We start from the raw sequence: 20,710 nt of genomic DNA on the forward strand, positions 1-20,710 counted from the left end.
CGGAGAAAAGGTACACGCTGACGAGGTGCCAGGTGCTGCCCGGGATCAGCGGTAGAGGGCGTCGACCTCGGCCGAGTACGCCGTCTCGATCGCATTGCGCTTCAGCTTCAGCGACGGGGTCAGCAGCCCGTGCTCCTCGGTGAACTGGTGCGCCAGGATACGGAAGGTGCGGATGGACTCGGCCTGGGACACCGCCGTGTTCGCGGCCACCACCGCCCGGCGCACCTCCATCTCCAGGTCGGGGTCGCGCACCAGGTCCGCCGGGCGCATCGGCGTACGCCCCTGCATGGCGAGCCAGTGTTCGACCGACTCGTGGTCCACCGTGACCAGCGCCGCGATGTAGGGCCGGTCGTTCCCGACGACGATGCACTGCGCGACCAGCGGATGGGCGCGCACCCGCTCCTCCAGGCCGGACGGGGCGACGCTCTTGCCCCCGGAGGTCACCAGGATCTCCTTCTTGCGTCCGGTGATGGTCAGATAGCCGTCCTCGTCGAGCGCGCCGAGGTCGCCGGTGGCCAGCCACCCGTCGTGCAGCACGGAGTCCGTGGCCTTGGGGTCGCCCAGATAGCCGGAGAACACGTTGGCGCCGTACACCCAGATCTCGCCGTCCCGGGCGATGCGCACCGTGGACCCGGGGATGGGCTGGCCGACGGTGCCGTAGCGGGTGCGCTCGGGCGGATTGGCAGTGGCCGCGGCGGTCGTCTCGGTGAGTCCGTAGCCCTCGTACACCATGACGCCCGCTCCCGCGAAGAACAGCCCGAGCTGCCGGTCCATGCCGGACCCGCCGGACATGGCGTGCCGTACCCGGCCGCCCATCGCGTCGCGGACCTTGCGGTAGACGACCTTGTCGAAGAACTGGTGCTGCATCCGAAGACCGGCGGACGGCCCCGGGCCCGTGCCGAAGGCCCGCTCCTCCATGGCCTCGGCGTACTTCACCGCGACGTCGACGGCCTTGTCGAACGCCCCGGCGCGGCCCTCCGACTCGGCCTTGCGCCGTGCGCCGTTGTAGACCTTCTCGAAGATGTACGGCACCGCCAGGATGAAGCTGGGCCGGAAGGCCACGAGGTCCGGCATCAGAGCCTTCGCGGACAGCTCCGGCTGGTGCGCCAGCTTCACCCGGCCACGCAGCGCGGCTATCTCCACCATGCGCCCGAAGACATGGGCGAGCGGCAGGAAGAGCAGCGTCGCCGCCTCCTCACCGGGCTTGGAGAGGAACACCGGATGCCAGCGGCTGACCATGGTGTCGGCCTCGAACATGAACTGGGCGTGCGTGATCACACAGCCCTTGGGGCGCCCCGTCGTGCCGGAGGTGTAGATGACCGTCGCCACCGACTCGGGAGTCAGCGCACGGCGGTGCCGGTGCACGACCTCGTCGTCGATCAGCGCCCCGGCGTCCATGAGCTCGGTCACCACGTCGGCGTCCAGCTGCCAGAGCCGGTGCAGATTCGGCAGCCGGTCGATCACCGAACCGATCGTCATCGCGTGGTCCTCGTGCTCGACCATGACGGCCGCGACCTCGGCGTCGTGCAGCATCCACAGGACCTGCTCGGCCGACGACGTCGGATAGATCGGCACGGACTGGGCGCCCACCGTCCAGAGGGCGTAGTCGAAGAGTGTCCACTCGTAGCGCGTACGCGACATCAGGGCGACCCGGTCGCCGAACCGGACGCCGTGTGCGATCAGCCCCTTGGCGAGAGCGAGCACCTCGTCGCGGAAGGTGGCCGCCGACACGTCGTGCCACTGCCCCTCCTCGTCCTTGCGTCCGAGGGCGATCCGGTGGGGGTCCTCCTCGGCAAAGTCGAAGACGGTATCGGCAAGGCCGCCGACTTGAGGGGCAGCGGCCATGGGTGGGACAGTGAACTCACGCAATGACCTGCTCCTTGTGGCTCCGCACGGCGCCGCGACGCTACCTCACCGTGCGAGGCTGCGGGAGGGTCCGAAGTCTCCTGAAAACGTGGCATCTGGCCAGTCCGACCGTAGAAATCGGGCCAGATGGGCAAGGCTCGGGCGGACTTCTGACCACGGAGTAAGTGGCTCGGGCGGGAATCTCCACCGAATCTGTACGCAGCACTTACGTCGATTCCGGGTGCGAAGGCACGACCGGGCCGCGGTGGAGACGGTCGCCGCCCGCCAGGATCGCCGCCGCGAGGGCGTCCGCCGCCTCCTGGGCGGTGTCCCTGCGACGCCCGTGCAGCAACACGAAGTCCACATCTCCGAGCTCCGGCAGGCCTGCCCGGGACGGCACCGGCACGAGCCCGGGCGGGATGAGCCCACGGGTGTGCGCCATCACCCCCAGACCGGCGCGGGCCGCCGCCACGAGTGCGCTCAGGCTCGCACTCGTACACGCGAAGCGCCAGGACCTGCCGTGCTCCTCCAGCACCTCCAGGGCGCGCGCCCTGGTGATGCCGGGAGGCGGGAAGGCGATCAGCGGGAGGGGGCGCTCGGGATCGATCCGCAGCTGCGGGGCGCCGATCCAGGTAAGGGTGTCGTGCCAGACCAGCTCCCCGTGGGTGTCCCCGGCGCGGCGCTTTGCCAGCACCAGGTCGAGCCGGCCCGCCGCGAGCTGCCGGTGCAGCGCACCGGACAGCTCCACCGTGAGCTCCAGCTCGACCTCCGGATGCTCCCGGCGGAAGGACTCGAGGATCTCCGGGAGACGGGTGAGGACGAAGTCCTCGGACGCGCCGAAGCGCAGCCGCCCGCGCAGCCGGGTGCCCGTGAAGAACGCCGCCGCGCGCTCGTTGGCCTGAAGGATCGTCCGGGCGAAGCCCAGCATGGCCTCACCGTCCTCGGTGAGGTCGACCCGGTGCGTGTCCCGGCTGAACAGCTGCCGGCCGGCCTCGGACTCCAGCCGGCGGACGTGCTGGCTGACCGTGGACTGCCGGACGCCGAGCCGGCGTGCCGCCTGGGTGAAGCTCAGGGTCTGGGCGACTGCCAGGAAGGTGCGGAGCTGGACGGGGTCGTACATGGGACGAGGCTATCGCGATTCGTGATGACAGTCAGTTCGGTGTACGGGATTCCCGATCGCAGTGATCAGGAGCACGATAGGGAGGGCACGACCCCACCGAGAGAGCACGGAGCACATGAGCCGCCGCACCAGCCGCCGTATCCCCGCACTGCCGTCATGGCTGCCGGTCGACCCCTACATCCTGGCGCTGATCGGCACGGTGGTATTCGCGGCGCTGCTCCCCGCGTCCGGGACGGGCGCCGAGGTGGCGGGCGGCGCGTCGACCGGAGCGGTGGCCCTGCTCTTCTTCCTCTACGGGGCGCGTCTCTCGACCGCCGAGGCACTCGACGGCCTGAAGCACTGGCGGCTCCACCTCACCGTCCTGGCCTGCACCTTCCTGGTGTTCCCGCTGTTCGGGCTCGCCAGCGGCGGCCTGGTTCCGTACGTGCTGACCCCACAGCTCCAGGACGGCTTCCTCTTCCTGTGCCTGGTCCCCTCCACCATCCAGTCGTCGATCGCCTTCACCTCGATCGCGCGCGGCAACGTGCCCGCCGCCATCTGCGCCGGCTCCTTCTCCAGCATCGCCGGGATCCTGCTGACACCGCTGCTGGCAGCCGTGCTGCTCGGCAGCAGCGGGGGAGGGTTCTCCGCGGGCTCCCTGGTGAAGATCGTGCTTCAGCTGCTGGTGCCCTTTCTTGCCGGTCAGCTGCTGCGCCGCTTGGTCGGAGGATTCATCGGCCGCCACCGCAAGGCGCTGAGCTACGTCGACCGCGGCTCGATCCTGCTCGTCGTCTACACGGCCTTCAGCGAGGGCATGGTGGCCGGAATCTGGCACCAGGTCACCCCGCTCCGGCTGGGCGCGCTCCTCGGCGCCGAGGCCGTGCTGCTGGCCCTCATGCTCGCGGTGAGCTGGTACGGCGCCAAGCGGCTGGGCTTCGGACGGGAGGACCGGATCGCCATCCAGTTCGCCGGTTCGAAGAAGAGCCTGGCGGCCGGGCTGCCGATGGCCAGCGTCCTGTTCGGCGCGCACGCGAGTCTCGCGGTGCTGCCGCTGATGCTCTTCCACCAGATGCAGCTGATGGTCTGCGCGGTGATCGCCAAGCGCCGCTCCCGCGACCCGCTGCCGGGCCGCGATCCCGCCACCCGAGCGGTCACTTCGACCGCCTGAACCGCCGCCAGGGCCGCGTCAGCCCTTCAGCGGTTTCTTCGCGGTCTCGGGCAGGACCAGGTAGAAGCAGGCGGAGACGAGGCACAGGCCCGCCACGTACCAGGCAAACCCTCCGGCGTGACCGGCTTCCTTGAACCAGGTGCCGACATAGGGAGCGGTGCCGCCGAACAGCGCCACAGTCAGCGAGTAGGGAAAGCCGATCCCCGCGGCCCGTACGCGTGCGGGAAAGATCTCGGCGTTCACGGCCGCTGCCACGGAGGTGTAGCCGGTGAGCAGGACCATGCCCGCGCACTGCACCAGAAGCAGGGAGACGAAGGTGTCGGTGACCGAGTCGAGCAGGGGAACGACGAGCGCCGCGAAGCCGATCGCGAAGAAGAGCAGGAGCGGCTTACGGCCGATCCGGTCGGACAGCATGCCGCCCAGGGGCTGGAGCAGCGCGAAGAAGGCGAGGGAGATGGTGCTGACGACAAGCGCGTCCCCCTTGTCGAAGCCCGCGTTCACCTGGGCGAAGGTGGGCAGGTAGGTCGTCCACGTGTAGTAGGCGATGGTGCCGCCCGCAGTGATGCCGCAGATCAGAAGAGATTCGCGGGGGTGGCGTCGCAGGGCCTCGAAGAGACCGGGCCTGGCGCCGGCCCGCTGTTCCGCGGGGCGGGTCTCGTGGGCTCCCCGGCGGATCCAGAGGCCGACGAGGCTGAAGAGTGCGCCGATCAGGAAGGGAATGCGCCAGCCCCAGTCGTTCATCCGGTCATTGGTGAGGAGAAGCACGAGAAGAGCGGCGACGCCGGAGGCGATGAGCTGGCCGATGGTGGTGGAAATGTACTGGAAGCTGGAGAAGAGTCCGCGCCTGCCAGGACCGGCCGATTCGACGAGAAAGGTCGTCGAGGCGGCGAACTCGCCGCCCACCGACAGCCCTTGGACCAACCGCGCGATGACGAGAACGACGGGAGCGAGGACGCCGACGGCGTGGTACGTGGGGGTCAGGGCGACGAGAAGGCTGCCGGCGCCCATCAGCAGAATAGTCACGGTGAGGGCAGCGCGCCGGCCGTGGCGGTCGGCGACGGCTCCCATGAGCAGGCCGCCGATGGGCCGCATGAAGAAGCCGACGGCGAAGACGGCGAAGGTGGAAAGCAGAGGGACCAGGGAGTTGCTCGCGCTTTTGGGAAAGACCTGGTCAGCGATGTAGACGGCGAGGAACGAGTACGCGTACCAGTCGTACCATTCGACCGCGTTGCCGATGGAGGCAGCGGCCAGCTGACGGGCCGACGAGCCTGGTGCCGTCCCTGGGGGCTTGTTGTGATCGTTCGCGACATGATCGGTACTCGTCATGATCCGCTACTCCCCCGACGCAGCGGTCCACTAACCCGATACGTCGCGGACGACACGAAGCCGAAGCATTCTTGCCATGGGCTTCGCTGTGCCGTCATCAGGTGTCGTACTCGGCCCGGTCGGTGTGCGGGGAGCCCCGTATGTCGCCGAGAACGAGGCCGGTGCGGCTGCGGGCGTTGGCCTCGGCGACGCGGGCGCTCAGCAACTCGGTGGGGCCGAGCGGTCGTAGGCGGGCCGGGTCCGCGTCCCACTCGCGGCCACCGCCGAGCGGGCGGAGCTGGAGGTAGGGGCCCTCGTGGCCCATCACCAGTCCCACCCGGCCGCTGTCGCAGTCGTGCACGGCCGCCCCGACGCGGAGAGTGCCGTCATCGGCCACCCGCCGCTCCGTTCCTGATCACCACGGCGAGGGCGTGCGCCACGGGGGCGGAACAGACGCCGAGGTGGACGAGGGCGTAATGGGCCGGCCGTGCGGTGTCGCCGTCCTCGGTCTCCGGCCACGGGGTACGCACGTCCATCGCGGGCAGTTGGATGCCGGCGCTGCTCAGCGCGGTGGCGAGGGCGTCCCGTGCACCGACGGCCTCCTGGATCTTGGCCGTCCTGCGGGGGAGGGGCGGCTTCTGCGACGGCGGAGTCATGGGTGTCTTCCTTCGGTTGTTCTTGCGCGGAATCCTCTGTCTGGCCTCACACGCCGGACTACGGTGCGTGAGGGGCTCATTACGAGAATGGCCTGGTCGGGGGTGTGACACACGGTGGGCGGCGCGTGCTTCCCCGGCGGTGAGTCACGTTCCACACGTTCCACGGAGGATGCGATGCCGACGAGGCGGGCGGTCACGGGCCGCAGCAGGGAACCACGCGCACGGTTCGCGGAGGAGCTACGGCGCCTACGCACCGAGCGTCACGAGAGTCTGCGACAGCTCGGCGAACGGATGGGCTGGGACTGGTCGTTGTTCGGAAAGATGGAGAAGGGCGAGACGGTCGGCGGGCCCGAGGTCGTGCAGGCGCTGGACCAGTACTACGGGACACCGGGGCTGCTGCTGGCCATGTGGGAGCTGGCGATCAGCGACCAGTCGCAGTTCAAGGAGCGGTACCAGCGGTACATGGCGTTGGAGGCGGAGGCGACGAGCTTGTGGCACTTCGCGGTGGGGGTGCTGCCGGGAGTGTTGCAGACGGAGGGGTACGCACGGGAAGTGCTCGCGGCTGGACGGCTCAACGGCCAAGAACTTGATGAGCAGGTGAAGGCTCGACTGACGCGGCGCGATCTACTGGAGGGCGAGGGAGCACCGCACTTCCGCTCGATCCTCTCCGAGACGGTGCTCTGCACGCCGCTCCGGGAGGCGAGCGCTTGGCGGGAGCAGCTGAAACATCTTCTGGAGATGGCCGACAGGGCGCAGACGGTTGTGCAAGTCCTGCCACACAGTGCCGGTGCGCACAGCTTGTCGAGTACCGATGTGATGTTCCTGCGTGTGGCCGAGGGGCGTACGGTGGCGTACGTGGAGAGCGCCAGCCACGGCAACCTGCTTGAGGCATCTCGGCAAGTTGAGGAGCTTCAGCAAATGTACGATTCCGTACGCGACTTGGCGCTGTCCCCGGGTGAGTCGCGTAAGCACATCTCGCGCTTGTTGGAGGAAGTTCCGTGCGATCCATCGACCTGAGTGCTACTGCTTGGCGTAAGAGCAGTTACAGCAACTCGGATGGCGGTCAATGCCTAGAGGTCTCCGACGCCTTCACTGATGTCGTCCCGGTTCGCGACAGCAAGAACCCGCACGGCCCCGCGCTCACATTCGCGGCGGACGGCTGGTCGTCGTTCGTGTCCGCAGTGAAGGACGGAGCGGTGGACGCCCGCGCCACAGCATGACCGCAGAGGAATCGAAGGCCCCGAAACCCCGGGTGCAGCTGGTCATCGGCATCATCCGCCGAGGCAACGAGGTGCTGCTCGTGCGAGAGAGCCTCGGCGCCGCCGGTGAGATCCTCTGGTCGCTGCCCGGTGGCGGGGTCGAGGACGGCGAGCTCATGCATGAAGCCCTCCGGCGTGAGCTGCGGGAGGAGACCGGGCTGCTCGTGGGCGATCCGGTGCGGACCGCGTTCCTCATGCACATCGACTCGGAGCGTCACCCTTCGGCCGTGGCCGTCGCCTTCGAGATCGACGAGTGGTCGGGAGAGATCGCGCCACAGGACGACGACATCGAACAGGCCGCCTTCTTCCCCCTGCCCGACGCCCTGAAGCTGCTGGGCGAGCTGGACAGCGCGACGCAGCGGGACCCCATCGTCGGCTACCTGAGCGGGGACGTCGCTCCCGGGGCCACCTGGCTGTACCGCAACCGAGGCGGAGAAGAGACGTTAGTCGCCCGCTGGTGACCCACGGGAGGGCCCGGCCGGCGCAGGGGGCGCTCCCCGCCGGCCGGACCCCTGCCCCGTGCAGCGGGCGGGCCGGCTCAGCCCTGGCCCACCGTCGCCCCGAGGGCGATGCGGTGGTCACCCGCGTACACGTTCATGGACTGGCCCCGCAGGAAGCCGACGAGGGTCAGTCCGCTCTCGGCCGCCAGATCCACGGCCAGCGACGACGGCGCCGAGACGGCCGCGAGCATCGGGATGCCCGCCATCACCGCCTTCTGCGCCAGTTCGAACGATGCCCGCCCCGACACCAGCAGAATCGCCTGCGAGAGCGGCAGCCGGTCGTCGGTGAGGGCGCGCCCCACGAGCTTGTCGACCGCGTTGTGGCGGCCGACGTCCTCCCTGATGTCCAGCAGCTCGCCCTCCGGGGAGAACAGCGCCGCCGCGTGCAGGCCCCCGGTCCGGTCGAACACCCGCTGGGCCTCGCGCAGCCGGTCGGGGAGGGCGGAGAGCAGTGCGGGTGTCACCCGGACCGGGGGAGTGTCGGCGACGGGGTGGCGGGTCGTGGTGCGGACCGCGTCGAGGCTCGCCTTGCCGCAGAGCCCGCAGGAGGAGGTGGTGTAGACGTTCCGTTCCAGTGTGATGTCGGGGACCACGACGCCGGGCGCGAGCTTCACGTCCACCACGTTGTACGTGTTCACACCGTCGGCCGTCGCCCCGGCGCAGTACACGATCGACTGGACCTCGGGCCCCTCACCGATCACGCCCTCGCTCACCAGGAAGCCCGCCGCGAGGGCGAAGTCGTCGCCCGGGGTCCGCATGGTGATGGCGAGCGGCTTGCCGTTCAGCCGGATCTCCAGGGGCTCCTCCGCGACGAGGGTGTCGGGGCGGGTCGTGACCGCCCCGTCCCGGATGCGGATGGTGCGGCGACGCTCGGTGACCCGTCCCATAGCCGTTAAACCCGATTCTGTACGTGTTGGTAGCCGAAACGGCCCTTGATACAGAGGTTGCCATGGGTCACCGGGTTGTCGTGCGGCGAGGTGACCTTGACGATCTCGTTCTCCTGCACGTGGAGGGTCACGTTGCAGCCCACGCCGCAGTAGGCGCAGACGGTCGTCGTCTGCGTCTGCGCGGGCTCGTCCCACGTCCCCGCCGCCCGCATGCCGAACTCCGTGCTGAACGAGAGCGCGCCGGTCGGGCACACCTCGATGCAGTTCCCGCAGAAGACACAGGCCGAGTCGGGGAGCGCGGCGTCGTGCTCGGTGGAGATACGGGCGTCGAAACCGCGTCCTGAGACGGCGATGGCGAAGGTGTTCTGCCACTGCTCGCCGCAGGCGTCGACGCACTTGTAGCAGAGGATGCACTTGTCGTACTCGCGGACGAACAGTTCGTTGTCGATCTTCGGCTGTTCGTTCATTCGGGCGGCGTCCGCGCCGAAGCGGTCCGGCTTCGCCTCGTACTCCTTGATCCACTCCTCGGCCCGTGGGGTCGTCGACAGGTCCGTCGACGAGGCCAGGAGTTCCAGGACCACCTTCCGGCTGTGCCTGGCCCGCTCGGTGTCCGTGCGGACCTCCATACCCGCCTCGGCGCGCCGGGAGCAGGCCGGGGCGAGCGTGCGGGAACCCTCCACCTCGACGACGCACACACGGCAGGCGTTCTTCGGGGTGAGCGTGTCCCCCTGGCACAGGGTCGGGATGTCCTTGCCCGCCGTCCGGCAGGCATCCAGGATGGTGGATCCCTCCGGGACCCGGGTCTCCTCGCCGTCCAGCGTGAACGAGACGAGACGGCGCGGCGGCTGAAGCGGAACAGTGGTCACTTGTAGACCCCCAGGCGGTCGATGGCTGACTCCACTGCATTCCACGCGGTCTGGCCCAGACCGCAGATCGAGGCGTCCCGCATGGCCTGTCCCACCTCTCTCATGAGCGCGATGTCCTCGGCGGCTCCGGCGCCCGTACGGTCCACGATCCGGTGCAGGGCCTCCTCCTGGCGGACGGTGCCCACCCGGCAGGGGACGCACTGGCCGCACGACTCGTCGCGGAAGAACTCCGCGATGCGCAGCAGCACCCGCGGGAGTTCCACCGAGTCGTCCAGGACCAGGACCACTCCGGAGCCGAGCGTCGTCCCCGCGGCGCGGGTGCCCTCGAAGGTCAGCGGGATGTCGAGCTCGTCGGGGCGTACGAAGCCGCCGGCGGCGCCGCCGAGGAGCACGGCCCGCAGTCCCTCGGGCGGACCCGCGAGGTCGAGCAGTTCCCGGAGGTTCGCGCCGAAGGGAAGTTCGTAGATGCCGGGGCGGGCCACCTGCCCGGAGACGCAGAAGAGCTTGGTGCCGGTGGAGGTCTCCGTGCCGGTCGCGGCGTACGCGGCGGCGCCGTGCTCCAGGATCGGCAGCACGTTGACGAGCGTCTCGACGTTGTTGACCGCGGTCGGCTTGCCGAAGAGACCCTTCTCCACCGGGAACGGCGGTTTGGAGCGTGGCTCGCCGCGCTGCCCCTCGATCGAGTTGAAGATCGCGGTCTCCTCGCCGCAGATGTAGGCACCCGCGCCGCGCCGGATCTCGATGTCGAAGGCGTACCCCTGCCCGAGTACGTCGGGGCCGAGCAGTCCGCGGGTGCGGGCGCCGGCCAGGGCGTGGTCGAGCCGTTCGTACGCGCGGGGGTACTCGCCGCGCAGATAGATGTAGCCCTGGTGGGCGCCGATGGCGTACCCGGCGATCGTCATGGCCTCGACCAGGGCGTACGGGTCACCCTCCATCAGCACCCGGTCCTTGAAGGTGCCGGGCTCGCTCTCGTCCGCGTTGCACACCAGGTAGTGCGGTCCGTCGGCCTGCTGAGCGGTGGCCTGCCACTTGCGTCCGGTGGGGAAGGCGGCGCCGCCCCGGCCGACCAGGCCGGCGTCCAGCACCTCGCGGATCACCCCGGTGGGGCCGAGCGCGAAGGCGCGGCGCAGGGCGGTGTAGCCGCCGGTGGAGCGGTAGTCGTCGAGGGAGGTGGGGTCCACGGTGCCGATGCGTTTGAGGAGTACGAGGGTGGGGTCGCCGGACTGGGGGACGGCCGCGCCCGCCGGGGGCTCCTCCGGGGCGTCCAGGGGTGCGCGGATAGCGGTGACCAGCGCGTGTGCGGTGGCGGGGGCGACCACGGTGGAGCAGCGGACGGCGCCTGCGGCGGGCTCTTCGGGGGCTCCGCCCCCGGACCCCCGCTCCTCAATCTCCCCCAGACTTCGTCCGGGGGGACCCCCAAGGGGCTGAAATTGCCTGAAGCTCCGGAGGTCTGGATCCGTCCCGGCGCGCAGCAGCAGTGCCGCCGGGGCACGTTCGCACAGGCCCAGGCAGGGGCTCTCCTGCCAGACCGTGCCCTCGGCCGGGGTGCCCGGAGCACCCAGGCGTTCGGTGAGGTCCGCGCATACGGCTGCCGAGCCGCGGGCCGCGCAGGCCAGGTCCGTACAGACGTGGAGCACCTTCGCCGGGCGGGGGCGTACCGAGAACATGGCGTAGAAGGTCGCGACCCCGTACGCCTCGGCGGGTGCCACCGTGAGCCGCCGGCAGATGTAGTCCAGCGCGCCCTCGCTGATCCAGCCCACCCGGTCGTTCACCGCGTGCAGTGCGGGAAGCAGTTGGTCGCGGCGGTCCTTGGCCGCCGCCGTGCCGCCCTTCGCCCACCGCAGATCCTCTTCCGTGCGCTCGGTGGCACCCTCCCAGCCGGACGGCGGGGCGCCAAGCAGGGCGTCCACCGCCTCCCGTTCGGCGTGGGACGGGGCCGCGTCGGTGTACCTCAGGTCCATGCGGGCACCAGCTTCTCTATCCGTATGGCGGAGGCCTTGAATTCGGCGGTGCCGGCGATCGGGCAGTTCGCCTCGATGGTCAGCTGGTTGGTGTCGACCTCGTCCGGGAAGTGCATCGTCATGAACGCCAGACCCGGCCGGAGCCCGCTGTCGATCCAGACGGGCGCGGTGACACTGCCGCGCCGGGACGAGACCCGCACCTCCTCGCCGACAGCGACGCCGTAGGACTCCGCGTCCTCCGGGCAGAGCTCGATGTACTCGCCCCGGCGCAGGGGCGACGCGTAACTAGCGCTCTGCACACCGGTGTTGTACGAGTCCAGGCGTCGTCCTGTCGTCAGTCGCAGCGGGTAGGACTCATCGGTGAGGTCCACCGGCGGGTCGTGCTGCACCAGCCCGAAGGGGGCCGCGGGGCCGCGCCGTAGCGGATCGGTCTCCCAGAGCCGGGCGTGCAGGAAGCTGGAGGGCAGCTTCTCCGTGTCGGGGCACGGCCACTGCAGTCCCTGGTGCTCGGCGAGCCGTTCGTATGTCATCCCGAAGTGGTCGGGGGACAGGGAGCGCAGCTCGTTCCAGACGGCTTCGGAGTCCTCGAACTTCCAGTCGTGGCCCAGCTGTTCCGCCAGGGCGCAGATGATGTCGATGTCCTCGCGGGCCTCGCCCGGCGGTACGAGCGCGGCACGGACCCGCTGCACGCGCCGTTCGCTGTTGGTCGTGGTGCCGTCGGTCTCGGCCCAGGCGGCGGTGGCGGGCAGAACCACGTCGGCCAGTTGGGCGGTCCTGGTCAGGAAGATGTCCTGCACCACCAGATGGTCGAGGGCCTCCAGCCGGCGCACGGCCTGGTCGCTGTCGGCCTCCGACTGCGCCGGGTTCTCCCCGATGCAGTACACCGCGCGCAGTTCACCGGTCTCCATGGCCTCGAACATCTCGGTGAGCGTCTTGCCGTACCGGGGCTGGATGACGGTGTCCCAGGACCGTTCGAACTTCTGCCGGACAGGCGGGTCGAGGATGTCCTGGAAGCCGGGCAGTTTGTTGGGGATGGCGCCCATGTCACCCCCGCCCTGCACGTTGTTCTGCCCGCGCAGGGGCTGGACCCCGGCGCCGTACCGTCCGACGTGGCCGGTGAGCAGGGAGAGGTTGATCAGGGCGCGGACGTTGTCGGTGCCGTTGTGGTGTTCGGTGATGCCCAGGGTCCAGCAGAGCTGCGCCCGTTCGGCTGTGGCGTAGGCGTGGGCGAGATCCCGGATCGCCTCGGCCGGCACCCCGGTCACCTTCTCGGCGGCGGTCAGGGTCCAGGGTTCGACGAGCGCCGCGTACTCCGCGTACCCGCTGGTCGCCCGGTCCACGAAGGCCTGGTTGACCAGACCCGCGTGGATGATCTCGCGGCCGATGGCGTGGGCCAGCGGGATGTCCGTGCCGACATTGAGGCCGAGCCAGCTCTCCGCCCATTCGGCGGTGGACGTGCGGCGTGGGTCGACGGCGTGCATCCGGGCGCCGTTGTGGATTCCCTTCAGCACATGGTGGAAGAAGATCGGGTGTGCGAAGCGGGCGTTGGAGCCCCACATCACGATCAGGTCGGTGTGCTCCACCTCCTCGTACGATGAGGTGCCGCCGCCGGACCCGAAGGCCGCCGAGAGGCCCGCGACGCTCGGGGCGTGGCAGGTGCGGTTGCAGGAGTCGACGTTGTTGGTGCCCATCACCACCCGGGTGAACTTCTGGGCCACGTAGTTCATCTCGTTGGTCGCCCGGGCGCAGGACAGCATCGCGAAGGCGTCGGGTCCGTACGCCTCACGGGTCTGCCGGAATCCGGCAGCCGCCCGGGCCAGGGCCTCGTCCCAGCTCGCCCGGCGCAGCACACCGTCCTCTCCGCGGACGAGCGGGTGGGTGAGCCGTTCATAGGTCTTCGGCTGCCGGCCCTTTCGGCTCCTGCCGCCTGTGCGTTCGGTGTTCATGGTGCGCTCCCTGCCGGTGCCGAGGACGTGGTGGCGAGGAGATCCGCGAGCGCGTGCACGGCGCGCAGCGTCGGTACGGGCGTTCCGGCCAGTTCGGCCAGCTCGACGACGGCCGCGAGCAGCACGTCGAGTTCGAGGGGTCTGCCCTTCTCCAGGTCCTGGAGGGTGGATGTCTTGTGATCGCCGACGCGCTCCGCGCCCGCGATGCGCCGCTCCACGGAGATCTCGGGGCGGCAGCCGACGGCCGCCGCCACGGCGAGGGTTTCGCGCATCATCGACTCCACGAGTGCGCGGGTGTCCGGATGGCGGCAGATCTGGCCCATGGTGGCGCGGGCCAGCGCGCTGATCGGGTTGAAGGAGATGTTGCCGAGCAGTTTGATCCAGATGTCGTTGCGCAGATCGGGCTCCACGGGACACTTGAGTCCGCCCGCGACCATGGCCTCACTGAAGTCCAGACAGCGTCTGGACACCGAGCGGTCCGGCTCGCCGATGGAGAACCGGGTGCCTTCGAGATGACGTACGACACCCGGTGCCTCGATCTCGGTGGCGGCGTAGACCACGCAGCCGATGGCGCGTTCGGGCGGCAGCGTGGCGCTCACCGAGCCCGCCGGGTCGACGCTGTCGAGCCGGCGGCCGGTGTACGGGCCGGCCAGGCCGTGGAAGTACCACCAGGGGATGCCGTTCTGCGCGGCGATCACCGCGGTGCCCTGGTGCATCAGCGGATGGACCAGTGGTCCCGATACCGCGTACGAGTTGGCCTTGAGGCCGAGGAACACATAGTCGACGGGCCCGACGTCCGACGGGTCGTCGGTGGCGGCGGGCCGTGCGGTGAAGTCACCGCGCGGGCTGAGTACGCGCACACCGTCACGGCGCATGGCCGCCAGATGCGGGCCCCGGGCGATGAGGTGGACCTCGGCGCCTGCGCGGTGGAGCGCGGCCCCGACATAGGCGCCGATGGCTCCGGCGCCGACAACTGCGACTTTCACGGGGCTCTCCGTTCGGTGAGAGGACCGAGCGAGGGTGTCAAGTCGACAGAATATTGTCTACAGTATGCCTTCGAGGAGGGTCAATACTCGTGACAGCGGGTGCGTGGCCATTCGCGATTTCCGCAGGGACGCCGGAGTGTCCGTGAGAGTTCCCGGGGAGCTGTTCGAGACGCTCCAACCTCCGGCCCGTATTCCTGTGGGGTTAGGTGCCCTTGTACCGGTCGGTAGCAACCAAGACTGGATAGTTCCTGCCAAACGTAGCGAGGGGAACCCGTACATGACCGGCTCACGTGTCGTGGCGCTCGGCCACTATCAGCCTGCCAAGGTCCTCACCAACGACGATCTGGCGGCCATGGTCGACACCAGCGACGAGTGGATCACCAGCCGGGTCGGCATCAGGACCCGGCACGTGGGCCGCCCGGACGAGCCCGTGGACGAGCTGGCGGCACACGCCGCGGCCAAGGCTCTCGCGTCGGCCGGCCTGCAGCCCGGGGACATCGACATGGTTCTCGTCGCCACGTCCACGGCCATCGACCGCTCGCCCAGCATGTCCGCCCGGGTCGCCGCCCGTCTGGGCATGGGCTCGCCGGCCGTGATGGACATCAACGTGGTCTGCTCCGGGTTCACCCACGCGCTGGCCACCGCCGACCACGCCATCCGCGCCGGAGCCGCCACCCGGGCCCTGGTCATCGGTGCCGACAAGATGGGCGACATCGTCGACTGGACGGACCGCTCCACCTGCGTACTGATGGGGGACGGCGCGGGAGCCGCCGTCGTCGCGGCCGATCCGGACGGGGGTGACAGGCCCGGGATCGGCCCCGTCCTGTGGGGTTCGGTGCCGGAGATGGGCAACGCCGTACGGATCGAGGGCACGCCCCCGCGGTTCGCGCAGGAGGGGCAGTCCGTCTACCGCTGGGCCACCACGCAGCTGCCGCCGATCGCCCGCAAGGTCTGCGAACGGGCCGGTGTCGCGCCCGAGGACCTCGCCGCCGTGGTGCTGCATCAGGCCAACCTGAGGATCATCGAACCCGTCGCCCGCAGGATCGGCGCGGTCAACGCCGTCATCGCCAGGGACGTGGTGGATTCCGGCAACACCTCGGCCGCGTCGATCCCGATGGCCCTGTCCAAACTGGTGGAGCGGGGCGAGGTCGAGAGCGGTGCGCCGGCGCTGCTCTTCGGCTTCGGCGGCAATCTCTCGTACGCGGGTCAGGTGATCCGCTGCCCTTGAGACCGTCCGATAGCCTCCGGGCCCCCCGGCGTGGCATTGTGCTCGGTAGACTGTAGACGATAAGCAGTTGCCCGGGCGCCCGGAGGGGGACGCGATGTTGTCCGCAGGACTGCCGCAAGGAACGGTGCCGAAGCTGGAGCGGCCGGGACCGTTGCGCGAGCGCGTCTACGAGGCGCTGCTCGAGCTGATCACCACGCGCGCCCTCAGTCCCGGCCAGCATCTGGTCGAGAGTGAACTCGCCGGGCATCTGGGGGTGTCGCGGCAGCCGGTGCGTGAGGCGCTCCAGCGGCTGAACACCGAGGGCTGGGTCGATCTGCGCCCCGCGCAGGGCGCGTTCGTCCATGAGCCCACGGAGGAGGAGGCGGACCAGCTGCTCTCGGTCCGCACCCTGCTGGAGGCCGAGGCCGCCCGGCTGGCGGCCGCCCACTCCGGGCGGCCGGGCATCGAGGCCCTGGAGGAGCTGTGCTCCCAGGGGGAGCGGGCCGTGGCCGCCGATGACGTGGACCTCGCCGTCGCGACGAACGCCGCGTTCCACGCCAAGGTCATGGAGCTGGCCGGCAATGTCGTCCTGTCCGAGCTCGCCGGTCAGGTGGACCGCCGGGTCCGCTGGTACTACACGCCCGTGGCCCGCCGGCGCGGGACCCAGTCCTGGATCGAGCACCGGGAGCTGATCGAGGCGATCGCCTCCAGGGACGAGAGGCGGGCGACCGAGGTCATGCGGGCGCACACCGAGCACACGCGGCAGACGTACCACCGCCGCGAACAGGGCTGATCGTCCGGACACGTGTGTGCGGTCGTCCGACCGAAGGCCGGGGCAGAACGCCCCGGCCTTCTTCGTGTGCCGTTGCCCGCGCGCCGCACCTTTGTCCTGAGTGAGGAGAAAGTTGGGGCGGAATCATGCTCAACTTCTTCCCACTCCGGTAAACCGCTGCTACGTTCCCCTCGAAAGCCCGACGGACTGGCCGATGTGGCGGGGAGGGACGCGTGAGACGCATGACGGCACGACCCGCGAACACGCACCAGGCGCGACTGCTCCGGCTGTTGCGTGACGGAGGGCCCAACTCCCGTGCGCAGCTGGGCGATCAGGTCGACCTGTCGCGCTCCAAGCTCGCCGTCGAGGTGGACCGGCTCCTGGAGACCGGACTCGTCGTGGCGGACGGGCTCGCCGCGTCCCGTGGCGGACGCCGGTCCCACAACATCCGGCTCGCCCCCGGACTGCGGTTCCTGGGCGTCGACATCGGCGCCACCTCCATCGACGTAGCCGTCACCAACGCCGAGTTGGAGGTTCTCGGACACCTCAACCATCCGATGGACGTACGGGAAGGACCCGTTGCCGTCTTCGACCAGGTGCTGGCGATGGCGGCCAAGCTCCGGGCGTCCGGTCTCGCCGACGGCTTCGACGGCGCCGGCATCGGCGTACCGGGCCCCGTGCGATTCCCCGAGGGCGTACCGGTCGCTCCGCCGATCATGCCGGGCTGGGACGGCTTCCCTGTCCGAGAGGCGCTCAGCCAGGAACTGGGCTGCCCCGTCATGGTGGACAACGATGTGAATTTGATGGCGCTGGGGGAGCAGCACGCGGGCGTCGCCCGTTCCGTGGGTGACTTCCTCTGCGTCAAGATCGGTACGGGTATCGGCTGCGGCATCGTGGTGGGCGGAAACGTCTATCGCGGTACGACGGGCAGCGCCGGAGACATCGGCCATATGCAGGTGGAACCGGACGGGCGCCCCTGCGCCTGCGGCAACCGGGGCTGCCTGGAGGCCCACTTCAGCGGCGCGGCCCTGGCCCGGGACGCCGAGGACGCGGCCCGGGCCGGCCTGTCCCCGGAGCTGGCGACCCGGCTGGAAGCCGCCGGAAAGCTCTCGGCCGTCGATGTGGCCGCCGCCGCGGCGGCCGGCGATCCGACAGCACTGGACCTGATCCGCGAGGGCGGTAACCGGGTCGGTCAGGTCATCGCCGGCCTCGTCAGCTTCTTCAACCCCGGCCTCGTCGTCATCGGCGGCGGGGTGACCGGCCTCGGCCACAACCTGCTGGCCAGCGTCCGCACCCAGGTCTACCGGCAGTCCCTGCCGCTGGCCACGGGCAACCTCCCCATCGTCCTCGGTGAGCTGGGGCCCGTCGCCGGAGTGACCGGCGCGGCCAGGCTCATCAGCGACCACCTGTTCTCGCCGGCCTGATGCACGGGCCGGCGCGCCGTTCGGCACGCGTACCGCAGCCACCTCCGTAAGCAGCCTGTTCCGAGCTCCGCCCGCAGGACCAGCTCCGCCCAGCACGCGCACACAGGACCGCACAGCACGAGCACAGCAGTACCACCCAGCAGTTCCGTCAGCAGTACGGCACCGCCGGCACTGCACCCTGCCCGCTCACCGGCCTTCCCCGGACTCTCGGCCTCGGCCGAGCAGGGGAGACCCCACTCGCCGAGGGGATTCGTCATGGCACCAGAACCACCTCTGCTCACGATGTCCGGCATCACCAAGTCGTTCCCCGGTGTGCGCGCCCTCGACGGCGTGGACCTGGAGGTGCAGGCCGGTGAAGTCCACTGCCTCCTCGGCCAGAACGGCGCGGGCAAGTCCACTCTCATCAAGGTGCTGGCGGGGGCGCACCAGCCCGACGGCGGTGCCATCACCTGGCGCGGCGGGCCGGTGCAGCTGTCCACGCCGATCACCGCGATGCGACTGGGAATCGCCACCATCTACCAGGAACTCGACCTGGTGGAGGGCCTGTCGGTGGCGGAGAACGTCTTCCTCGGACATGAACCGACCAGCGCCGGCTTCGTCGTCAGGACCCGGGAGGCCCGGACCGCCGCCACCGCGCTCCTGAAGCGCCTCGGACACCCGGAGATCGACCCGGCCCGCCTGGTCGGCGATTTGTCCGCCGCCCACCAGCAGATCGTCTCCATGGCGCGGGCGCTCTCCCACGACGTACGACTCATCGTCATGGACGAGCCGTCCGCGGCGCTGGACCCCGACGAGGTCGACAACCTCTTCCGCATCGTCGACGGGCTCACCGCCGACGGGGTGGCCGTCGTCTACATCTCGCACCGGCTGGAGGAGATCCGCCGCATCGGCGACCGGGTGACCGTGCTCAAGGACGGCAGGGCCGTCGCCGTCGGGCTCCCCGCCAAGTCCACCCCCACGAACGACATCGTTGCCATGATGACCGGCCGCAACGTCGAGTACGTCTTCCCCGAGCGGCCCGCCGCAGGCGCCAGGCCCACGGCCGAACCCGTACTGAAGGTCGAAGGGCTGTGCCGCAAGGGCGAGTTCGAACCCATCGACCTGGAACTCATGCCCGGGGAGATCGTCGGCCTCGCCGGACTCGTCGGCTCCGGACGCTCCGAGATCCTGGAGACCGTCTACGGTGCCCGCAAACCGACCGAGGGCCGCGTCCTCGTCAACGGCACCCCGCTGCGAGCGGGCAGTGTCCGGGCCGCCGTGGCCGCCGGAATCGGCCTCGCCCCCGAGGAACGCAAGGCGCAGGCACTGCTGTTGACGGAGTCCGTCACCCGCAACGTCTCGGTCTCCTCCCTGTCCCGCTTCGCCCGCGCCGGCTGGATCGACCGGGGCGCCGAGCGCACGGCGGCCAGGACCGCCACCAGGGAGCTCTCACTGCGGCCCGACAACCCGGACGCCGCAGTCCGTACCCTCTCCGGCGGCAACCAGCAGAAGGCGGTCCTGGCCCGCTGGCTGCTGCGCGGCTGCCGGGTCCTGCTGCTCGACGAACCGACCCGCGGCGTCGATGTCGGCGCTCGCGCCGAGCTCTACGCCGTGATCCGCCGGCTGGCCGACGAAGGCCTCGCCGTTCTGCTCGTCTCCAGCGAAGTGCCCGAAGTGCTGGGCCTCGCCGACCGGGTGCTGGTGCTCCGGGAGGGCCGTGTCGTGCACACGGCCGATGCCAGGGAGCTCGATGAGCACCGTGTCCTCGACCTCGTCATGGAAGGGAGCCCGACGTCATGACACAGCCCGCACCGTCGGCGCAGCACCAAGGGCCCGAGAAGGGGACCTCGACCGGCCCCGTGGCCGCGCCGCCCCAGAAGCAGGGGGGCGGCCTGCGCGCACTCGGCCTGCGCGCCGATGTCCGTAACCTGTCGCTGCTCGGTGTCCTCGCCGTCCTGGCGCTCGTCGGCGGCCTCACCGAACCCGACGCGTTCCTGGACACCGGAAACCTCCAGCTGATCCTCACGCAGGCCTCCGTCATCGGGGTCGTCACCGTCGGCGTGACCCTCGTCATCATCGGCGGCGGCATCGACCTCTCGGTCGGCGCGATGGTCGCCCTCGCGTCGGTCTGGGCGACGACGCTCGCCACCCAGGACTTCGGCTTCGCCGGCATCCTCTTCACCGCCGTGATCGTCGGCCTCGCCGCCGGGCTCGTCAACGGGGTCCTCATCGCCTACGGGCGGATGGTGCCCTTCATCGCGACGCTCGCCATGCTCGCGTCGGCCCGTGGACTCGCCCAGCTGATCACCGACGGCAAGACACAGATCGTCACCGTCCAGCCCGTCCTCGATCTGGGCCTGCCCGACTCGTACGTCCTGGGCATCCCGCCGCTGGTCCTCGTCTTCGCCGCGGTCACCGTCGTCGGCTGGCTCATCCTGAACCGGACCACGTTCGGACGCCGCACGGTCGCCATCGGAGGCAACGCGGAGGCGGCCAGGCTCGCCGGCATCGACGTACGCCGCCAGCGGCTCTACCTCTATCTGCTCTCCGGCGTGTGCTGCGGCATCGCCGCCTTCATGCTGATCATCCTGTCCGGCTCCGGTCAGAACACCAACGGCAATCTGTACGAACTCGACGCCATCGCCGCCGCGATCATCGGGGGCACGCTCCTGAGCGGCGGCCGGGGCACCATCGTCGGATCCGTGCTCGGCGTCCTCATCTTCACCACGATCACCAACATCTTCGCTCTGAACAATCTGCAGAGCGACGTCCAGTCCATCGCCAAGGGCGCCATCATCGTCGCGGCAGTCCTCGTCCAGCACCGCACACTGCGCGGCGGCGAGACCTGAG

General features: G+C 70.0%; 19 protein-coding genes. 9 read left to right on the forward strand and 10 right to left on the reverse strand.

The annotated features are described in order from the left end of the window. Positions 1 to 45 precede the first annotated feature (45 nt). Positions 46 to 1,845, reverse strand: coding sequence for an AMP-dependent synthetase/ligase (locus ACIREO_RS25985; protein ID WP_404114325.1), 1,800 nt, complete (start codon positions 1,843 to 1,845; stop codon positions 46 to 48). A gap of 226 nt (positions 1,846 to 2,071) precedes the next feature. Continuing rightward, complete coding sequence (locus ACIREO_RS25990) at positions 2,072 to 2,965, reverse strand: LysR substrate-binding domain-containing protein (protein WP_404114327.1); 894 nt, start codon at positions 2,963 to 2,965, stop codon at positions 2,072 to 2,074. Positions 2,966 to 3,080: 115 nt separating this feature from the next. Here ACIREO_RS25990 and ACIREO_RS25995 point away from each other — a divergent pair, with 115 nt between their 5' ends. Then, positions 3,081 to 4,112, forward strand: coding sequence for a bile acid:sodium symporter family protein (locus tag ACIREO_RS25995; protein ID WP_404114329.1), 1,032 nt, complete (start codon positions 3,081 to 3,083; stop codon positions 4,110 to 4,112). A gap of 18 nt (positions 4,113 to 4,130) precedes the next feature. On the opposite strand, the gene ACIREO_RS26000 is transcribed toward ACIREO_RS25995, so the two are convergent. The 3 genes from ACIREO_RS26000 to ACIREO_RS26010 all read right to left on the reverse strand — a co-directional run bounded on the left by ACIREO_RS26000 (position 4,131) and on the right by ACIREO_RS26010 (position 6,073). Next, positions 4,131 to 5,438, reverse strand: a complete 1,308-nt coding sequence (locus ACIREO_RS26000; protein WP_404114331.1) for an MFS transporter — start codon at positions 5,436 to 5,438, stop codon at positions 4,131 to 4,133. Positions 5,439 to 5,535: 97 nt separating this feature from the next. After that, positions 5,536 to 5,742 (reverse strand): hypothetical protein, encoded by a 207-nt coding sequence (locus ACIREO_RS26005; protein WP_404114567.1) that lies wholly within the window; start codon positions 5,740 to 5,742, stop codon positions 5,536 to 5,538. Between the two features lie 61 nt (positions 5,743 to 5,803). After that, positions 5,804 to 6,073, reverse strand: a complete 270-nt coding sequence (locus tag ACIREO_RS26010) for a hypothetical protein (RefSeq protein ID WP_404114333.1) — start codon at positions 6,071 to 6,073, stop codon at positions 5,804 to 5,806. Between the two features lie 174 nt (positions 6,074 to 6,247). On the opposite strand from ACIREO_RS26010, the gene ACIREO_RS26015 reads away from it, so the two are divergent. From ACIREO_RS26015 to ACIREO_RS26025, 3 genes are read left to right on the forward strand one after another with little or no spacing between them, the layout of a single operon-like run. Then, positions 6,248 to 7,090, forward strand: coding sequence for a helix-turn-helix domain-containing protein (locus ACIREO_RS26015; protein WP_404114335.1), 843 nt, complete (start codon positions 6,248 to 6,250; stop codon positions 7,088 to 7,090). Further along, on the forward strand, positions 7,072 to 7,293 hold the full coding sequence (locus tag ACIREO_RS26020) for a DUF397 domain-containing protein (protein ID WP_404114337.1): 222 nt from the start codon (positions 7,072 to 7,074) through the stop codon (positions 7,291 to 7,293). The genes ACIREO_RS26015 and ACIREO_RS26020 overlap by 19 nt, the downstream gene beginning before the upstream one ends. Beyond that, positions 7,290 to 7,793, forward strand: a complete 504-nt coding sequence (locus tag ACIREO_RS26025) for an NUDIX hydrolase (RefSeq protein ID WP_404114339.1) — start codon at positions 7,290 to 7,292, stop codon at positions 7,791 to 7,793. Before ACIREO_RS26020 ends, ACIREO_RS26025 begins: the two co-directional genes overlap by 4 nt. A gap of 77 nt (positions 7,794 to 7,870) precedes the next feature. Here the strand turns inward: ACIREO_RS26025 and fdhD are convergent, their stop codons facing one another. Genes fdhD through ACIREO_RS26050 form a run of 5 tightly spaced genes read right to left on the reverse strand, consistent with a single transcriptional unit; the run spans position 7,871 to position 14,478 of the window. Continuing rightward, a complete protein-coding gene (fdhD, locus tag ACIREO_RS26030; RefSeq protein ID WP_404114341.1) occupies positions 7,871 to 8,719 on the reverse strand; it encodes a formate dehydrogenase accessory sulfurtransferase FdhD in 849 nt (282 codons plus the stop codon). Between the two features lie 5 nt (positions 8,720 to 8,724). Then, positions 8,725 to 9,585 (reverse strand): 2Fe-2S iron-sulfur cluster-binding protein, encoded by an 861-nt coding sequence (locus ACIREO_RS26035; protein ID WP_404114342.1) that lies wholly within the window; start codon positions 9,583 to 9,585, stop codon positions 8,725 to 8,727. After that, on the reverse strand, positions 9,582 to 11,546 hold the full coding sequence (locus ACIREO_RS26040; protein ID WP_404114344.1) for an NAD(P)H-dependent oxidoreductase subunit E: 1,965 nt from the start codon (positions 11,544 to 11,546) through the stop codon (positions 9,582 to 9,584). Before ACIREO_RS26040 ends, ACIREO_RS26035 begins: the two co-directional genes overlap by 4 nt. Beyond that, entirely contained in the window at positions 11,537 to 13,492 is a 1,956-nt protein-coding gene (locus ACIREO_RS26045) for a molybdopterin oxidoreductase family protein (RefSeq protein ID WP_404114346.1), read from the reverse strand. Before ACIREO_RS26045 ends, ACIREO_RS26040 begins: the two co-directional genes overlap by 10 nt. Then, complete coding sequence (locus ACIREO_RS26050) at positions 13,489 to 14,478, reverse strand: 2-dehydropantoate 2-reductase (protein WP_404114348.1); 990 nt, start codon at positions 14,476 to 14,478, stop codon at positions 13,489 to 13,491. Before ACIREO_RS26050 ends, ACIREO_RS26045 begins: the two co-directional genes overlap by 4 nt. Positions 14,479 to 14,755: 277 nt before the next feature. Between ACIREO_RS26050 and ACIREO_RS26055 the strand changes: the two genes are divergently transcribed. The 5 genes from ACIREO_RS26055 (at position 14,756) to ACIREO_RS26075 (ending at position 20,709) form a co-directional block, all read left to right on the forward strand. Continuing rightward, positions 14,756 to 15,706, forward strand: a complete 951-nt coding sequence (locus ACIREO_RS26055; RefSeq protein ID WP_404114350.1) for a beta-ketoacyl-ACP synthase III — start codon at positions 14,756 to 14,758, stop codon at positions 15,704 to 15,706. A gap of 94 nt (positions 15,707 to 15,800) precedes the next feature. Further along, complete coding sequence (locus ACIREO_RS26060) at positions 15,801 to 16,478, forward strand: GntR family transcriptional regulator (RefSeq protein ID WP_404114352.1); 678 nt, start codon at positions 15,801 to 15,803, stop codon at positions 16,476 to 16,478. Between the two features lie 221 nt (positions 16,479 to 16,699). Continuing rightward, positions 16,700 to 17,881: an ROK family protein gene (locus ACIREO_RS26065; RefSeq protein WP_404114353.1), complete on the forward strand. Its 1,182-nt coding sequence runs from the start codon at positions 16,700 to 16,702 to the stop codon at positions 17,879 to 17,881. 255 nt (positions 17,882 to 18,136) lie between these two features. Beyond that, positions 18,137 to 19,660 (forward strand): sugar ABC transporter ATP-binding protein, encoded by a 1,524-nt coding sequence (locus ACIREO_RS26070; RefSeq protein ID WP_404114355.1) that lies wholly within the window; start codon positions 18,137 to 18,139, stop codon positions 19,658 to 19,660. Continuing rightward, on the forward strand, positions 19,657 to 20,709 hold the full coding sequence (locus ACIREO_RS26075; protein ID WP_404114357.1) for an ABC transporter permease: 1,053 nt from the start codon (positions 19,657 to 19,659) through the stop codon (positions 20,707 to 20,709). Before ACIREO_RS26070 ends, ACIREO_RS26075 begins: the two co-directional genes overlap by 4 nt. Position 20,710: the final 1 nt, after the last annotated feature.

It is taken from the genome of Streptomyces sp. NPDC102441 (assembly GCF_044765585.1).
In the GTDB taxonomy this organism is placed as follows: Bacteria; Actinomycetota; Actinomycetes; order Streptomycetales; family Streptomycetaceae; genus Streptomyces.

Bases quoted from the DNA above. Each gene is read 5' to 3' on its own strand.
- ACIREO_RS25985 (WP_404114325.1), bottom strand. From the start codon at position 1,845: ATGGCCGCTGCCCCTCAAGTCGGCGGCCTTGCCGATACCGTCTTCGAC.
- ACIREO_RS25990 (WP_404114327.1), bottom strand. From the start codon at position 2,965: ATGTACGACCCCGTCCAGCTCCGCACCTTCCTGGCAGTCGCCCAGACC.
- ACIREO_RS25995 (WP_404114329.1), top strand. From the start codon at position 3,081: ATGAGCCGCCGCACCAGCCGCCGTATCCCCGCACTGCCGTCATGGCTG.
- ACIREO_RS26000 (WP_404114331.1), bottom strand. From the start codon at position 5,438: ATGACGAGTACCGATCATGTCGCGAACGATCACAACAAGCCCCCAGGG.
- ACIREO_RS26005 (WP_404114567.1), bottom strand. From the start codon at position 5,742: ATGGGCCACGAGGGCCCCTACCTCCAGCTCCGCCCGCTCGGCGGTGGC.
- ACIREO_RS26010 (WP_404114333.1), bottom strand. From the start codon at position 6,073: ATGACTCCGCCGTCGCAGAAGCCGCCCCTCCCCCGCAGGACGGCCAAG.
- ACIREO_RS26015 (WP_404114335.1), top strand. From the start codon at position 6,248: ATGCCGACGAGGCGGGCGGTCACGGGCCGCAGCAGGGAACCACGCGCA.
- ACIREO_RS26025 (WP_404114339.1), top strand. From the start codon at position 7,290: ATGACCGCAGAGGAATCGAAGGCCCCGAAACCCCGGGTGCAGCTGGTC.
- fdhD (WP_404114341.1), bottom strand. From the start codon at position 8,719: ATGGGACGGGTCACCGAGCGTCGCCGCACCATCCGCATCCGGGACGGG.
- ACIREO_RS26040 (WP_404114344.1), bottom strand. From the start codon at position 11,546: ATGGACCTGAGGTACACCGACGCGGCCCCGTCCCACGCCGAACGGGAG.
- ACIREO_RS26045 (WP_404114346.1), bottom strand. From the start codon at position 13,492: ATGAACACCGAACGCACAGGCGGCAGGAGCCGAAAGGGCCGGCAGCCG.
- ACIREO_RS26055 (WP_404114350.1), top strand. From the start codon at position 14,756: ATGACCGGCTCACGTGTCGTGGCGCTCGGCCACTATCAGCCTGCCAAG.
- ACIREO_RS26060 (WP_404114352.1), top strand. From the start codon at position 15,801: ATGTTGTCCGCAGGACTGCCGCAAGGAACGGTGCCGAAGCTGGAGCGG.
- ACIREO_RS26065 (WP_404114353.1), top strand. From the start codon at position 16,700: ATGACGGCACGACCCGCGAACACGCACCAGGCGCGACTGCTCCGGCTG.
- ACIREO_RS26070 (WP_404114355.1), top strand. From the start codon at position 18,137: ATGGCACCAGAACCACCTCTGCTCACGATGTCCGGCATCACCAAGTCG.
- ACIREO_RS26075 (WP_404114357.1), top strand. From the start codon at position 19,657: ATGACACAGCCCGCACCGTCGGCGCAGCACCAAGGGCCCGAGAAGGGG.